Source organism: Paracoccus seriniphilus (assembly GCF_028553745.1).
Taxonomy (GTDB): domain Bacteria; phylum Pseudomonadota; class Alphaproteobacteria; order Rhodobacterales; family Rhodobacteraceae; genus Paracoccus; species Paracoccus seriniphilus.
Genome location: NZ_CP067129.1, coordinates 1,043,602 through 1,058,413 on the forward strand (window position 1 = coordinate 1,043,602; position 14,812 = coordinate 1,058,413).

11 protein-coding genes are annotated in these 14,812 nt (G+C 63.2%); 9 read left to right on the forward strand and 2 right to left on the reverse strand.

Annotated features, from left to right (window positions below):
• The first annotated feature begins 27 nt into the window (after positions 1 to 27).
• The 9 genes from dusB (at position 28) to hflX (ending at position 12,593) form a co-directional block, all read left to right on the forward strand.
• Complete coding sequence (dusB, locus tag JHW44_RS05155; protein ID WP_089343101.1) at positions 28 to 1,029, forward strand: tRNA dihydrouridine synthase DusB; 1,002 nt, start codon at positions 28 to 30, stop codon at positions 1,027 to 1,029.
• Entirely contained in the window at positions 1,026 to 2,144 is a 1,119-nt protein-coding gene (locus JHW44_RS05160) for a two-component system sensor histidine kinase NtrB (protein WP_089343100.1), read from the forward strand. Before dusB ends, JHW44_RS05160 begins: the two co-directional genes overlap by 4 nt.
• 12 nt (positions 2,145 to 2,156) lie before the next feature.
• Positions 2,157 to 3,605, forward strand: coding sequence for a response regulator (locus tag JHW44_RS05165; RefSeq protein ID WP_089343099.1), 1,449 nt, complete (start codon positions 2,157 to 2,159; stop codon positions 3,603 to 3,605).
• Positions 3,606 to 3,678: 73 nt separating this feature from the next.
• Complete coding sequence (locus JHW44_RS05170; RefSeq protein ID WP_089343098.1) at positions 3,679 to 5,946, forward strand: sensor histidine kinase NtrY-like; 2,268 nt, start codon at positions 3,679 to 3,681, stop codon at positions 5,944 to 5,946.
• Positions 5,939 to 7,330, forward strand: a complete 1,392-nt coding sequence (gene ntrX, locus JHW44_RS05175) for a nitrogen assimilation response regulator NtrX (RefSeq protein ID WP_089343097.1) — start codon at positions 5,939 to 5,941, stop codon at positions 7,328 to 7,330. Before JHW44_RS05170 ends, ntrX begins: the two co-directional genes overlap by 8 nt.
• A gap of 566 nt (positions 7,331 to 7,896) precedes the next feature.
• Entirely contained in the window at positions 7,897 to 9,273 is a 1,377-nt protein-coding gene (trkA, locus tag JHW44_RS05180) for a Trk system potassium transporter TrkA (RefSeq protein ID WP_089343095.1), read from the forward strand.
• 10 nt (positions 9,274 to 9,283) lie between these two features.
• Positions 9,284 to 10,903 carry a potassium transporter TrkG gene (locus tag JHW44_RS05185; protein ID WP_089343094.1) on the forward strand — a complete coding sequence of 540 codons (1,620 nt, stop codon included), beginning with the start codon at positions 9,284 to 9,286 and terminating at the stop codon, positions 10,901 to 10,903.
• Between the two features lie 118 nt (positions 10,904 to 11,021).
• Complete coding sequence (hfq, locus tag JHW44_RS05190) at positions 11,022 to 11,255, forward strand: RNA chaperone Hfq (RefSeq protein ID WP_089343093.1); 234 nt, start codon at positions 11,022 to 11,024, stop codon at positions 11,253 to 11,255.
• Positions 11,256 to 12,593 carry a GTPase HflX gene (gene hflX, locus JHW44_RS05195; protein ID WP_089343092.1) on the forward strand — a complete coding sequence of 446 codons (1,338 nt, stop codon included), beginning with the start codon at positions 11,256 to 11,258 and terminating at the stop codon, positions 12,591 to 12,593. It begins immediately after the preceding gene.
• A 26-nt stretch (positions 12,594 to 12,619) separates the two neighbouring features.
• On the opposite strand, the gene JHW44_RS05200 is transcribed toward hflX, so the two are convergent.
• Both JHW44_RS05200 and JHW44_RS05205 read right to left on the reverse strand, forming a co-directional pair.
• Complete coding sequence (locus JHW44_RS05200; RefSeq protein WP_089343091.1) at positions 12,620 to 13,534, reverse strand: carbohydrate kinase family protein; 915 nt, start codon at positions 13,532 to 13,534, stop codon at positions 12,620 to 12,622.
• A gap of 44 nt (positions 13,535 to 13,578) precedes the next feature.
• Positions 13,579 to 14,811, reverse strand: coding sequence for a TFIIB-type zinc ribbon-containing protein (locus JHW44_RS05205; RefSeq protein WP_089343090.1), 1,233 nt, complete (start codon positions 14,809 to 14,811; stop codon positions 13,579 to 13,581).
• Position 14,812 lies beyond the last annotated feature (1 nt).

Sequence of the window (14,812 nt, forward strand, 5' to 3'; positions counted from 1 at the left end):
GACACAGCAAGAGGTGAGGAACAGGTTATGACAACCCGTGAACCAATCACTATTGGCGATACGCCTTTGGGGCCTCCGGTTTTTCTGGCCCCCATGGCGGGCATTACCGATCTGCCCTTCCGGCGGGCGGTGGCGCGCCATGGCGCAGGTTTGATGGTCAGTGAGATGGTTGCCTCCAGCGAAATGGTCACGCCGCGCCCTTCGACGCGGGCAGCAGTGCGCGCCAAGGCTTTGACCGAGGGTGCCTTGCCTGTCAGCGTCCAGATCGCGGGTCGCGAAGCCGGGGCGATGGCGGAAACCGCCCGGATCGTCGAAGGCATGGGCGCGCGGATCATCGACATCAACATGGGGTGCCCCGCCAAGAAGGTGACCGGCGGGCTGTCGGGCGCGGCGCTGATGCGTGATCTGGATCATGCGCTGTCACTGATTGACGCGGTGGTCGGTGCGGTCGCGGTGCCGGTAACGTTGAAAATGCGGCTGGGATGGGATGACAGCACTCGCAATGCCGCCGAACTGGCGCGTCGTGCCACCGCCGCCGGAGTGCGGATGCTGACCGTGCATGGGCGCACCCGCGCGCAGTTCTACAAGGGCAATGCCGATTGGTCGGCGATCCGTCCCGTTGCCGATCTGCCGGGCAGGCCGCCTCTGGTCGCGAATGGAGATATCGTCGACGCGGGAACCGCGCGTGCGGCGCTGGCGGAATCCGGCGCAGAGGCGGTGATGGTCGGGCGCGGGGCGCAGGGGGCGCCCTGGCGGTTGGCCGAGATCGCCCATCAGCTGTATGGCACGCCTGCGCCGGTCGTTCCCCGTGGCGCGGCGCTGGCCGATGCCGTCGAGGAACATTACGAGGATATTCTGAAGTTCTATGGTGTCGAACTGGGGCTGCGCGTCGCGCGCAAGCATCTGGGCTGGTATGCCGAGGCCAATGGCGCCCCCATGCGGGCCGAGATGCTGCGCGCCGACAGCCCTTCCAGGACCGTGGCGCTGATCCGGCAGGCCTTTGCGCAACCCTGCGAGGCGGCGGCATGACCTGCGTCAAGCCCGAAGATCTGGATCTGCCATCGCCCGGTGCAGTCTGGAACAGCCTGCCCCTGCCCGGATTGATGCTGAATGCCGAAGGGCGCGTGGTGGCAATGAATGATGCCGCCGAGGTCTGGCTGAACATGTCGCGCAATTCCACCATCGGCAAGAAACTGGACGGAGAGCCTCTGGCGAAGAAGCTGCGGGTCGTTCCATCCCTGATGCCGCTGGTGACGCGGGTCATGGGCACCGATGAGGCGCTGTATCAGGGAGATGTCCAGTTCGAGATCGGAGATCGCGCCGGGGGCCATGAAACCCGACGTGCGGCGGTTCATGCCGGACCAGCTGCCGAACCACATGATCTGGTCTCGTTGCTGCTGGTGCCGCTGACCGATGCGGGGCTTCGCTACCAAAGCAAGGCGGTCAAATCGGCGGCACGCAGTGCCATCGGCATGGCCGAGATGCTGGCCCATGAAATCAAGAACCCCTTGGCGGGCATCCGTGGTGCGGCGCAGCTGATGAGCATGAACGCCACGCCCGAAGATCGCGAAATGGCGGATATGATCGTCAGCGAGTCACGCCGCATCGTCGCGCTGCTGGATCAGGTCGAAAAATTCGGCGACACTTCTGCCCCGCACCTGAGGCCGGTGAACATTCACGACATTCTGGAGAATGTGCGCCGTTCGGCAAGTGTCGGATTCGCCCGCGATATCAACATGGTTCCCGACTATGATCCGTCATTGCCGCCGGCCATGGCCGATGCCGACCAGTTGACGCAGGTCTGCCTCAATCTGGTCAAGAACGCCGCCGAGGCGCTGGCGCATACGGAGCGACCGACGATCAGGCTGCACAGCTTCTATGATCACACCCTTCGGCTGCCGCCCGATGACGATGATCCGGCTGGGCGCGCGCTGCCGCTTCAGATCGTCATCGAGGACAATGGCCCCGGTCTGCCCCCCGCGATTGCCGACCAGATTTTCGAACCCTTCGTGTCTGGACGCGAGAATGGCACGGGGCTTGGACTGGCACTGGTCAGCAAGATCATCACCGATCACGGCGCGCTGATCCGTGTGGACAGCCGGCCGGGGCGCACCTCATTTCGAATTTCACTTCCAAAGGCATAAGGACCAAGGCCCATGGACGGAACTGTTCTGATCGCCGATGACGACCGCACGATACGCACCGTGCTGACTCAGGCGCTGACCCGCGCGGGATGCCGCGTGCATGCCACCGGCAGTCTGGCGCAGCTGGAAAAATGGGTCGAGGAAGGGCGCGGCGATCTGGTGATCACCGATGTGATGATGCCCGATGGCAATGGCATCGACCAGATTCCCGCCATCCATAAGGCACGGCCGGATCTGCCGGTCATCGTGATCTCGGCCCAGAACACCATCGTGACCGCCATTCGCGCAACCGAGGCGGATGCCTTTGAATATCTGCCCAAGCCCTTTGACCTGCCCGACCTGATGGCCAAGGCCAACCAGGCGCTGTCACGCAGGCCGCGGCGCAACGATGCGACGGCGGAACCGGCGGCGCCCTCGGCCGGGAGCACGGCTGATCCGGCCATGCCCCTGATTGGCCATGCACCGGCCATGCAGTCGCTGTTCAGAATGGTGGCGCGCGTCCTGAACGCCGATCTGCCGGTGATGATTGCCGGTGAGGCCGGAGTCGGCAAGACGATCATCGCGCGGTCATTCCATGAATTGTCGGACCGTCGTGATCGTGGGCTGGTGTTCCTGACCTCGGCGGATGCAGGCGAGAAATCCGTCATGCAGGCGACCGAGAAATCGCGTGGCGGCACCATCGTGATCGAGAATCCGGCAGGTTTCGATCAGGCGGCCCAGGCGCGGTTGATCGGGTTGATCGAGGCGACGGAAACCGGGGCGGACCGTGCCGAGGCCCCGCGTTTCGTCGCCACCACCGGGCCGGACCCGCAGGCCGATGTCGCCTCGGGGCGGCTGCGTTCGGACCTCTATTACCGGTTGGCGGGGATCACCATGGTTGTCCCGCCGCTGCGGGCCCGCGTCGATGATATTCTGCCGTTGGCCTCGCATTTGCTGGCGCGGGCCTCGGCGCAGGGATTGCCCGAACGCAGCCTGTCGGAGGAAGCGGCCACCCTGCTGCGCGCCCATCCCTTCCCGGGAAATGTGCGCGAACTGGAAAACATGATGCGCAGGCTGGCCCTGACGGCCAGTGCCACGGCAATCTCGGGCAGCGAAATGCGCGAGGCACTCAGCCAGCAAGGGGGCGGGCGTGGCGCTCCGGCGATGCAATCGGCCGCGGTGCCTCTGGATGGCGTGTCGCCGGTGGCCGGACAGATTCCGGCGGATGACGGACCCTTGTCGGATTCGGTCGAGGCGCATTTGCAGCGCTATTTCGATCTGCATGGCGACGCGCTGCCGCCTCCGGGCCTGTATGACCGGATTCTGCGCGAGGTCGAGCGCCCGCTGTTGCAGGTGGCATTGGATGCGACCGGCGGGAATCAGCTGCGCTGTGCGGATCTGCTGGGAATAAACCGCAATACCCTGCGCAAAAAGCTGACCGAGCTGAATATCGAGGTGACACGACGCCGCAAACTGATGTAAAACCGCCACAGAGGGCAGTGGCATAGTCACGTCACTGCAACAGATAAGCCGCGTCAGACGGCGAGTGGGGGAAATGGCAGAGTCCGCATCAGGGCTAAGCTGGGACAGGCTGGCCAGGTTACGATTGCCGCGACATTGGCGTGGTCCGGTCAGCTGGGGCGCGCTGCTGGTCGGTGCGTCTCTGGCAGCGGCGACGATCTTCGTTCTGGGTCCACTGAGTCACGGTATTCAAAGCCGCGTTCTGCGTCTGATCCTGATGCTGGACCTGATCTATCTGATCATGCTGATCGGTGCCGTTCTGGCCCGCATGGCGCGGCTGATCACGGCGCGGCGGCATTCGGCGGCAGGTTCGCGCCTGCATGCGCGGCTGGTCACGGTCTTTGCCGGTCTGGCGCTGGTGCCGACGGTGCTGGTGGCGCTTTTCGCGGGCCTGTTGGTCAATATCGGACTGGAGGGCTGGTTCTCGGACCGGGTGCAGCAGGTTGTCACGACCTCGCAGGCCGCGGCCGAGGCCTATCAGGAAGAGCATCGCGATGACCTGACCGAGGATGCCCGTGCGCTGGCCGGTGTGCTGACCCAGGCCGGACGCAAGAATCCGATGATCGAAGACGGCGAAATGCGGCAGTTGCTGGTGCAGGGGCAGTCGCTGATTCAGCGGGGCCTGCGCGAGGCCTATATCATCAATGGCGCGGGTGAGATTCGGGCAAGGGGCGAGCGCAGCTATCTGTTCTGGTATGAAGAACCCACCAGCGAAGAGCTGGACCGCGCGCAGAGCGAAGGTCTGGTCCTGATCGAAGACTGGCAGAACAACGAGTTCCGCGCGCTGGTCGCCCTGCCGCCGCTGGCCGACCGCTATCTGTATGTGACCCGCGATGTTGACGGGGATCTGCTGGGGCTTCTGGACGATACCCGTGCCACGGTGGGCGATTATCGTCAGCTCGAGGAAACGCGGGGGCAGGTTCTGTTCGAATTTTCGCTGGTCTATCTGGGTTTTGCGCTGCTGCTGGTGGCGGCAGCGATCTGGCTGGGTCTGTGGTTTGCCAGCCGGCTGTCGCGGCCCATCGGGCAATTGGCGCAGGCCAGCGAACGGGTCGGCCATGGTGATCTGGACGTGCAGGTGCCCGAGGTGGATACCGGCGACGAGATCCAGACCCTGGGCGAGAGTTTCAACCGCATGACGCGGCAGTTGAAGGCACAGCGCGAAGAACTGGTCGAAAGCTATCGCATCAGCGACGGTCAGCGGCGTCTGTTCGACAATGTGTTGTCCTCGGTAACATCGGGGGTCATCGGGCTGGATGCGGCAGGCGAGATCGATTTCGTCAACCGCTCGGCCACGCGTCTGCTGGGGCTGGACCCCAAGACCGATATTGATGCGCTTCTGAATGAGGCCGTGCCGGAATTCGCGCCGCTGTTTGATCGCCTGTCGGGCTCGGTCGCGGAAACGGTCCAGGATGAGGTGCGGCTGCTGCGTGAAGGTCGCCTGGAAAGCCTGTTGGTGCGCATGGCGGTGCGGCGGGGCGCGGATGGCGGGCTGGAAGGCTATGTGGTCGCTTTTGACGATGTGACCGAGCTGGTCAGCGCGCAGCGTCTGGCCGCCTGGGGGGATGTGGCACGCCGGGTCGCCCATGAAATCAAGAACCCGCTGACCCCGATTCAACTGTCCGCGGAAAGATTGCGGCGCAAGTTCGGCCCGCTGGCTGGCCCCGAGGAAAAGGCGTCGCTGGATCAATATGTCGATGTGATCATCCGCCAGACCGGTGATCTGCGCCGCATCGTCGATGAATTCAGCCGCTTTGCCCGTATGCCGGAACCCGATCGCGCGGAAACCGACATGGCAGCGCTGCTGCGCGAGGTCGTCCTGCTGCAGCAGGATGCGCTGAAGGGGGCGCTGGTCGCGGATATTCCCGATGAGCCGGTGATCGTCGATTGCGATCAGGGCATGTTGCGTCAGGCGCTGACGAATCTGCTGAAGAATGCCGGAGAGGCCATCGAGGAACGCGCCGAGAAGATGGAAGAGGGTTGGACCGGCCGGGTGCATGTGCAGTTGCAGGCCGAACATGACGCGGTCACGATCACCATCACCGATAACGGTCCGGGGTTGCCAGCGGACCGGTCACGCCTGTTCGAACCCTATGTCACGCTGAAATCACATGGCACCGGACTTGGCCTGCCGATTGTCAAGAAGATCGTCGAGGAACATGGCGGCAGCCTGACCCTGACGGATGCGTCCGACCGCGATGGCGCAAGGGCCGAAATTCGCCTTCCACGGGAAAGGCATCCGGTGCGTGGCACCCAGGTCAAGAACAGACAAGAAAAACACGAGGCGGCAGCACATGACTGATATTCTGATCGTAGATGACGAACGCGATATCCGCGAACTGATTGCCGACATCCTGAAGGATGAAGGTTTTGAAACGCGGCTTGCGGCGAATTCGGACGAGGCGATAGATGCTCTGAACGAGAGCGAGCCGGCCCTGATGGTTCTGGATATCTGGCTGAAGGACAGCCGGATGGACGGCATCGACATTCTGAAACAGGTCAAGAACAACAATCCCGATGTGCCGGTGATCATCATCTCGGGTCATGGCAATATCGAGATTGCGGTCGCCGCGATCCGCCAGGGGGCCTATGACTTCATCGAAAAACCCTTCAATATCGATCAGTTGATGGTCGTCGTGAACCGGGCGATGGAAACCAGCCGCCTGCGTCGCGAGAACAGCACCCTGCGCCGTGGCGGCGAGCGCGCCACCGAAATGCTGGGCCAATCCGTCGCTTTCAAGCGTCTGCGGGACAATCTGGACAAGGTTGCCAAATCCAACGGGCGGGTCATGCTGTCGGGCGAGCCGGGCGCGGGCAAGGAACTGGCCGCGCGCTATATCCACGCCCACAGTCCGCGTGCAAGCTCACCATTCATCACCGTTCCCTGCGCCAGTATCGAGCCTGAACGCATGGAAGAGGTTCTTTTCGGGCGCGAAAGCCCCGAGCGCGGCATCGAGAAAGGTCTGCTGGAGCAGGCCCATGGCGGGGTGATCTATTTCGACGAGGTCGGAGACATGCCCCTGGGCACCCAGCCCAAGATCCTGCGCGTGCTGACCGAACAGCAGTTCAGCCGGGCTGGGGGCACGGACAGGGTTCGCGTCGATCTGCGGGTGATTTCCTCGACCAATCGCGATCTGCTTGCCGAGATTGCCGCCGGACGATTCCGTCAGGAGCTGTATGACCGGCTGAACGTCGTGCCGGTGGCGGTGCCGTCACTGGCGGACCGGCGCGACGACATCGCGCTGCTGGCAAGCCATTTCATCGCGCAGTTCCATGCCATGCAGGGGCTGCCGGCGCGCGAATTGCCCGAGGAAACGATTGCGGCGCTGCAATCCATGCGCTGGCCGGGCAATATCCGCCAGCTGCGCAACGTGATCGAGCGGGTGCTGATTCTGGCCGAAGGCAATGGGCCGATCCAGCCGACAGAACTTGAACCTCAGGGGGCCACCCCGGACAACAGTGATGCACTGAGCCTTGGGCCGCAGATCACCGCCATGGCACTGCGCGAGGCCCGCGAGATGTTCGAGCGTGAATATCTGCTGGCGCAGATCAACCGTTTCGGCGGCAATATCAGTCGCACGGCCCAATTCGTCGGCATGGAGCGCAGCGCGCTGCACCGCAAGCTCAAATCTCTTGGGGTCGTTGGCGGCATGCGCAACGACGAGGAAATGATTGCAGGGAAATGAATGGCTCTGATCCGGCCCGGCGCTAATGCCGGGCGGTGGCAGCGGAAAAATGAACGCGGTCGGCGGGGTGCTGCCAGATCACCTTCGCCGACCACGCCCGATCCAGCCTGACCGAAGAGGGCGTTCGGGGAAACAAACACGATCCGATGGGATGCCAGGTCACGGGAGCAGACGAAACCGGAACCTTGCATGCATCGGGATACTCCATCTCCGTTTTTGTCATCTGGTTCGGTTCAGTGGGTCCGATTCCGGATCGGGCCGCATGGCAAGCATTTCGTGGCACCTGTATGTGACAATACGGGGCAATGGGCAACCCTCGGGGATGTTCGTCCCGCCGACAGGGCGGGCGCTCATCTGATGCAGATCAGGCGGATCGCCTTCAACTGAAGGTGATCATACTCTGGAATCAGGGCACGCAGCAAGTGTTTTCCTTGAAGTGCCGCAATCCAAGGTTGCTTTTCCGGCCCGGCATCCGCGCCATCCGGGTCAGGATGGTTGCGCCACGGGGAAAGGCGGCATAGGCAAAGAGGAACGGGTGGGCGACCGCCATTTGCACGAGGGATCGGATGAAGATCATCATCTGCGGAGCGGGGCAGGTCGGTTGGCAAATCGCACGACATCTGTCCGGTGAACGGAATGACGTCACCATCATCGACAACAATGCCGAACTGATCCGGCGGGCCACCGACGCACTGGACGTGCAGGGCGTCACCGGTTTCGCCAGCCATCCCGATGTGCTGGACAATGCCGGCGCGCGTGATGCCGATCTGATCATTGCCGCGACCCATTCGGACGAGGTGAACATGGTCACCTGCCAGGTGGCCCATTCGGTGTTCCAGGTATCGCGCAAGATTGCCCGTCTGCGCAGTACCGCATATCTGGATGCCATCTATTCCGACCTGTATCGCACCGATCATCTGCCCATTGATGTTGTCATCAGCCCCGAACGCGAGGTCGCCAAGGCCGCGCTGCAACGTCTTTCCGCGCCCTCGACCTTTGATGTCGAAACCTTTCTGAATGGGCGCACCCATCTGCTGGGCATTGCGCTGGACGATGACTGTCCGGCGCTGAACACGCCGCTGCGGCAATTGAACGAGATATTTTCCAGTCTTCGTGCCATCGTTGTCGGGGTGCGGCGCGCGGGGCGGCTGTTTGCGCCAGAGCCGGGCGACCAGTTGTTCGCGGGGGATCAGATCTATGTATTTTCCCATCGCGACGATGTTGCGCGCACCCTGGAGATTTTCGGCAAGGCCCCGCGCAAGCAGTCGCGCGTTGCCATCATCGGGGCAGGGAATGTCGGCCTTGCCGTGGCCCGTACGCTGGAGGCGCAGCCGGAACGCATTCGCGCCAAGCTGATCGAGCGCGACCGCACGCGGGCCGAATATGCCGCGGACCGGCTGGAGCGGACCATCGTGCTGAACGGCGACGGCCTGTCGGCAGAATTGCTGGAGGAAGCCGCCGTTCCCACCGCCGATGCCGTTCTGGCCGTGACCGATGATGACAAGACGAACATCCTTGCCTCGGTGCGTGCCAAACAGGCCGGCGCTGGCATGGCCATTGCGCTGATCAATGACCCCACCCTTGTGTCGTTGATGGGGGCCTTGGATATCGATGCCTATATCAATCCGCGTGCAACGACGGTGTCGACCATCCTGCGCCATATCCGCCATGGTCGCGTGCAGGACATCTATTCGGTCGGCGATGCCGAGGCCGAAGTCATGCAGGCTCAGGTCCTGTCTACCTCGCCGATGTCGGGCCGGGCGATCCGCGATATCGAATTTCCCGAAGGGGCGCTGATCGGGGCGGTCCTGAAGGGCGACAAGGTGATCAAGCCGTCATCGGATACCCGCATCGAAGAGGGTGACGTGGTTCTGATCTTTGCGCTGACCAAGGACGTGCCAGAGGTCGAACGCCTCTTGCAGGTCTCGATCGACTTTTTCTGAGGCGCTGGCGATGCCGGTCCTTCTGCGTTTGCCCCTGTTCATCCAGCTCAGCGTTCTGGTCGGGCTGATGATGTTGATCCCGGCAAGCTATGCCTCGGTGACGGATCACGACGCAATCGCGCGCAATTTCCTGTATGCCGCGCTGCTGGTGCTGGTGCTGGCCGGGCTGGTCGGGCTGGCAACCGTGGCCAATCCGCCCGAGCGGCGGGCGCGGAACACCCTGTTGAGCATGCTCGCGACGATGGCCTTGCTGCCGGTCATCCTGGCCTTTCCCTTTGCCGAAAGCCTGCCTGACACCGGGATGTTCAACGCATGGTGGGAAATGGTGTCATCCCTGACCACCACCGGCGCATCGCTTTATTCCGCCGATCTGCTGCCCGCGCCGCTGCATCTGTGGCGGGCGCTGGTGGGCTGGATGGGCGGCTTCTTCATGCTGGTGGCGGCCGTGGCCGTTCTTGCGCCGCTGCGTGTGGGCGGGTTCGAACTGATGGCTTCGCCCTATGGCCGCAGCGAAAATTTCGACAAGCTGCCCGAATCCGCCAATCCGCGCGAGTTGCAACCGCATCTTTCCTCGCCCGAGTTTCGCACGCGGCTGAACAACCCCTCCTACAGGCTGTTTCGCGCCGCGCAATCTGTCTTTCCTGTCTATGCGGGGCTGACGCTGCTGGCCTGGCTGGGGCTGTTGTTGCTGGGGGATGAATCCCTTGTCGCCCTGTGCCGGGCCATGGGCACGCTGGCAACCAGCGGCATCGCGCCCGATCTGGGTGCGGCGCAGAACAATGCCGGCCTGTCGGGCGAGGTGCTGATCTTCCTGTTCATGATCCCGGCGCTGTCGCGACGTTTCTGGCCCGGCGGGCAAGAGCTGCGCGCCACCGACCACTTGAAGGATGATCCCGAACTGCGCATGGCCTTTGGACTGGTTGTCGTGGTCACGGCAATCCTGTTTCTTCGCCATTTCCTGGGGGCGATTGAATCGGGCGGCACGGGCATTCGTGACACGGTGGGTCTGGCCAAGGGGCTTTCGGCCTTCTGGGGCGGTATGTTCAACACGCTCAGCTATCTGACGACGACCGGCTGGAACTCGGTCGACTGGCAGGGCGCACGCGCCTGGTCGGGGCTGACGTCGCCGGGGCTGATCCTGGCCGGTCTGGCGATGATGGGCGGCGGGGTCGCCACGACGGCAGGCGGGGTCAAGCTGTTGCGCGTCTATGCCCTGGCGCGCCACGGCGAACGCGAAATGGAAAAGATCATACACCCCAGCTCGGTTTCCGGCGGCGGTCGAATCGCGCGCAGGTTGCGCCGGGAAGGGGCCTATCTGGCCTTTATCTTCTTCATGCTGTTCGCCTGCTCGATCGCTGCGACGGTGGCCCTGGTGTCCATCCAGCAGATCGAATTCGATACCGCCACGATCCTGTCGATTGCGGCACTGACCAATACCGGACCGCTTGCCGGAGCCATTCCGCTGACCCCGGCCTTTGATGCCACGGCGGGTGTGGCCTCGGCCCCCTGGGACGGTTGGTCGGGTCTGCCGCTGTTCACCAAGGCGGTGCTGGCAGGGGCGATGATCGTGGGTCGGCTGGAGACGCTGGCCATTCTGGCGCTGTTTTCCCCCGATTTCTGGCGCCGCTAGCCATTCGCTGGACGCATGCGGCAGCGTGTTCTTTGCAGGACTGTCTCGCTTGCAAGGTCAGGAACAACGCCTTACATGTGGGTTCAGACCGGGACAGTGCGAAAAAATGGAAGAAAAAATGGCTGGCGATAAACAGAACCTGCAGGACGCGTTTCTCAACCATGTCCGCAAGGCAAAGGTTCCGGTGACGATCTTTCTGATCAATGGTGTCAAATTGCAGGGCGTGATCACCTGGTTTGACAATTTCTGCGTGCTGTTGCGCCGGGACGGCCAGTCCCAGCTGGTCTATAAACACGCGATCAGCACGATCATGCCGGGTCAGCCCATTTCGCTTTACGAAGGTGATGACTGATTGGCCGAACTAACCTCGACCGAGGCTCTGCCGACCCGCGCCTATGTCCTTCATCCCGATCTTGGTCAGGCCCGCAACCAGCGGCGTGAGCCCGAGCATGCTCTGGCCGAGGCCGTTGCACTGGCCCATGCCCTGCCGGGAATCGAGATTGTCGGGGATGAGGTGGCGCGTCTGCGCGAGCCCAATCCCGGAATGCTGTTCGGCAAGGGAAAGCTGGCCGAAATCGGTCAGCGCCTCGAGGCTGTCGAAGCCGAGCTTGTCCTGATTGACGGGCCGGTGACCCCGGTTCAGCAACGCAATCTGGAAAAGGCCTGGGACGTCAAGATTCTGGACCGGACCGGCTTGATCCTCGAGATCTTTGCCGATCGCGCCCGCACCCGTGAAGGCGTATTGCAGGTCGAACTGGCCGCATTGTCCTATCAGCGCACGCGACTGGTCCGGGCATGGACCCACCTCGAGCGTCAGCGGGGCGGACTGGGTTTTGTCGGCGGTCCCGGGGAAACCCAGATCGAGGCCGACCGGCGCGCCATTGACGAACAGATGACGCGTTTGCGCCGGCAGTTGGAACGTGTCGTCAAGACCCGCACGCTGCATCGTGCCGCACGCGCCAAGATTCCCTATCCGATTGTCGCGCTGGTGGGCTATACCAACGCCGGAAAATCGACGCTGTTCAACCGCATGACCGGCGCCGAGGTGATGGCCAAGGACATGCTGTTCGCGACGCTGGATCCGACCATGCGGGCCATCCGGCTGCCCGATGCCGCCGGGGGCACCTCGGGGCGCAAGATCATCCTGTCGGACACCGTGGGCTTTATCAGCGACCTGCCGACCGAACTGGTCGCCGCCTTTCGTGCCACCCTGGAAGAGGTTCTGGAAGCCGATCTGATTCTGCATGTGCGCGATATCAGCCATCCCGAGACCGAAGAGCAGGCCCAGGACGTGGCCGAGATCCTGGAAAGCCTTGGCGTCGATGAGGATGTCGAACTGATCGAGGTCTGGAACAAGATCGATGCCCTGTCCGAAGACACGCGCAAGGCCCTGCGCCGCACTGATGCCAGAACCGAAGGCGTGCAGGCGGTCAGCGCCCTCAGCGGAGAAGGGCTGGATGATCTGGTCGCGGCCATCGATACGCATCTGGCCCGCGCCTTGGATGAGCCGCGCGAATCCGCAAGCGTGACCTTGCCCTTCAGCGACGGTCGCCGCCGCGCCTGGCTGCATGAGGCCGGTGTGGTCGAGCGTGAAGAAGCGGGCGAGGATGGTCTGACATTGCATCTGCGCTGGACCGCGCGCCAGAAAGGCGCATTCTACGCCATGGATGAAACGCCCGAGGAAAGCTGAGTCTCGGGCGTTTCGCCTCTGCCGGATCAGTTGCCGGGCATTTCATGTTGCCATGGCGGGTTCGCACCCGCGCGCGACACCGTGACCGCGGCCGCTTGCGCGCCAAGGGTCAGCGCGGCCTTGATCTGTTCGCCGCTGATGCCGGCCAGCGCCTCTTTTCCCAGAACGCCCTGTCTGCGCAGGCTGGCCAGCACGCCAGCATTGAAGGTATCCCCTGCGCCGATGGTATCCGCAACCGTGGTGCGGATTGCCGGGGCGGTGACGGTTTCCCCTGCCCAATGCGCATGGGACCCGGCCGAGCCGCCGGTTTGCAGCACGATCCGCGGGCCCATCTGCAAGACCTTCTGCGCGGCCTCGGGCGCATCGAGATCGGGATAGAGCCAGGCAAGATCATCGCTGGACAGCTTCACGATATCGCATTGCGGGATGATCCGGTTCAGCCGCGCGCGAAAGGCCGGGGCGTCCTGGATGAAGAAGGGACGGATATTTGGATCCAGGAATACCGGCAGCTTGGTGTGATTCTGTTCGATCAGCCTTTCGATCGCCGCACCACAGGGATCGGGGACAAGGCTGATCCCGCCTGCGAAGATGGCCGTGATATGATCGGGCAGGGCGGGTATGTCATCGGGAGAGAGCATCCGCCCGGCCGATCCTTCGTCATAGAAGGAATAGACCGCTTCGCCCTGATCCAATGTGACAAGCGCCAGCGTGGTCAGCCGGTCGGTACGGGGGCAGAGATCGATATTGATTCCGGCTTCATTCAGCGGTGCCAGCAGCATTTCGCCGAAACTGTCGCGGCTGATCGGCCACAGATAGGCAACATCTTCGCCCAGCCGCCCCAGAGCAACGGTGGTGTTATAGACCGCGCCACCGGCAAGGGGGCGAAAGGTACCGTTCTCGGGTACCATGTCGATCAGCGATTCACCTGCACACAGGATCATGTCGTTCCCTCTTCGATATATCGGCGACAGAGACCCGTAAGCTATCATCCGCTGCGTGGAATTGCGCCTTGCAACTGCTCATATCCGCCCGACTGGGCAAAATAAAGGAAAACTGCTAGCGCTATCAGTGTCGCAATGACGGCAGCCGTGATTTTCCAGACCGACCATGGCCGCTCGCCCTGGACGCGTCCGGTCTGGGCGTTGACCAGAAAGCGATAGCTTCGGCCGTTATATTTGTAGGCCGCGCTCCAGATCGGCAGAAGGATATGTTTGAAGGTCTCGTCACTGTGGCGGGTGTCGATGCGATCGATGCGCTGTTCGTCACCGCCAATGTCACGACGGGCGTCATTCATGATGACCGCAGCCATTTCCTGACGTGCCGTGGCATGGCCATCGGAAAGGGCGACCGTATAGCCCTCGGCCTCGAATCCGGCCAGGTAATCGGGGCGATAGGGGCGCAGGTCCGACAGATCCCAGGGGGTCAGCCCGTCGGTAAAGCGCCGCGGCAACGAGGTCGTCGCGAGAACCAGCACATCGTTGAAGTTGCGGCTGATCTGCCCGCGCACCCTGCGCCAGCGAATGCGGCGGACCTGTTTGGCAACGCGCTGGCGGCGTCCGTTCACTTCGCGGGTGACATGAACCGTCTCGTAATAGGCATCGCCGCGCTGTCCCGAATAGCTGGAGCGGGTTCTGGCATCAAAGGTCCAATAGGGCGAATAGACCCCGCGCATTCGCCGCCCGCGCCGCGCATAGGCCAACAGGCCCGAGGGCGCGAACCACAGCCGCCCCAGCCAGTCTTCCATCGCCTTGCGGGCCTGTTCCTCGCTCAGCGCAAAGGGCAGCACGCCCTGCGGCTTGATCTGGCGCGAGGCCCCGGTATCGGTCACCACCGGCGTTGCGCAAAAGGGGCAGGCACTGGCGTGAACCTTTGAGGTCACGTCCATCTTCGCGCCGCAGTTGGGGCAGGACAGCGTGCGCACCTCATGCGACAGGTCCGAGGCACCGTCGATTCGCAATCCCTCCTGCAGCGGGATCTCGGTCAGTTCGGGGGCCTTGTGGCTGGCATCCCATTGCAACGCCCGGTCTGCCTGCGGTGCGGCCCCGCCGGTGCGGGTGGCGGGATCGTTTTGCCGCGCGGGGGCACGGGCCGCGCCCGCACCGATTTTCTGTTCATGGCCACAATAGTCGCAAATCAGTGACTCCTGGCCGGGCTGGAAGCGCAGGCTGGCCCCGCAGTTGTCGCAGGGATAGCGAAATTCGCTCGGTTTGCTGGACATG

Coding starts and splice junctions, on each gene's coding strand:
- JHW44_RS05170 (WP_089343098.1), top strand. CDS start 3,679: ATGGCAGAGTCCGCATCAGGGCTAAGCTGGGACAGGCTGGCCAGGTTA.
- JHW44_RS05200 (WP_089343091.1), bottom strand. CDS start 13,534: ATGATCCTGTGTGCAGGTGAATCGCTGATCGACATGGTACCCGAGAAC.
- dusB (WP_089343101.1), top strand. CDS start 28: ATGACAACCCGTGAACCAATCACTATTGGCGATACGCCTTTGGGGCCT.
- ntrX (WP_089343097.1), top strand. CDS start 5,939: ATGACTGATATTCTGATCGTAGATGACGAACGCGATATCCGCGAACTG.
- hfq (WP_089343093.1), top strand. CDS start 11,022: ATGGCTGGCGATAAACAGAACCTGCAGGACGCGTTTCTCAACCATGTC.
- trkA (WP_089343095.1), top strand. CDS start 7,897: ATGAAGATCATCATCTGCGGAGCGGGGCAGGTCGGTTGGCAAATCGCA.
- JHW44_RS05165 (WP_089343099.1), top strand. CDS start 2,157: ATGGACGGAACTGTTCTGATCGCCGATGACGACCGCACGATACGCACC.
- JHW44_RS05160 (WP_089343100.1), top strand. CDS start 1,026: ATGACCTGCGTCAAGCCCGAAGATCTGGATCTGCCATCGCCCGGTGCA.
- JHW44_RS05185 (WP_089343094.1), top strand. CDS start 9,284: ATGCCGGTCCTTCTGCGTTTGCCCCTGTTCATCCAGCTCAGCGTTCTG.
- JHW44_RS05205 (WP_089343090.1), bottom strand. CDS start 14,811: ATGTCCAGCAAACCGAGCGAATTTCGCTATCCCTGCGACAACTGCGGG.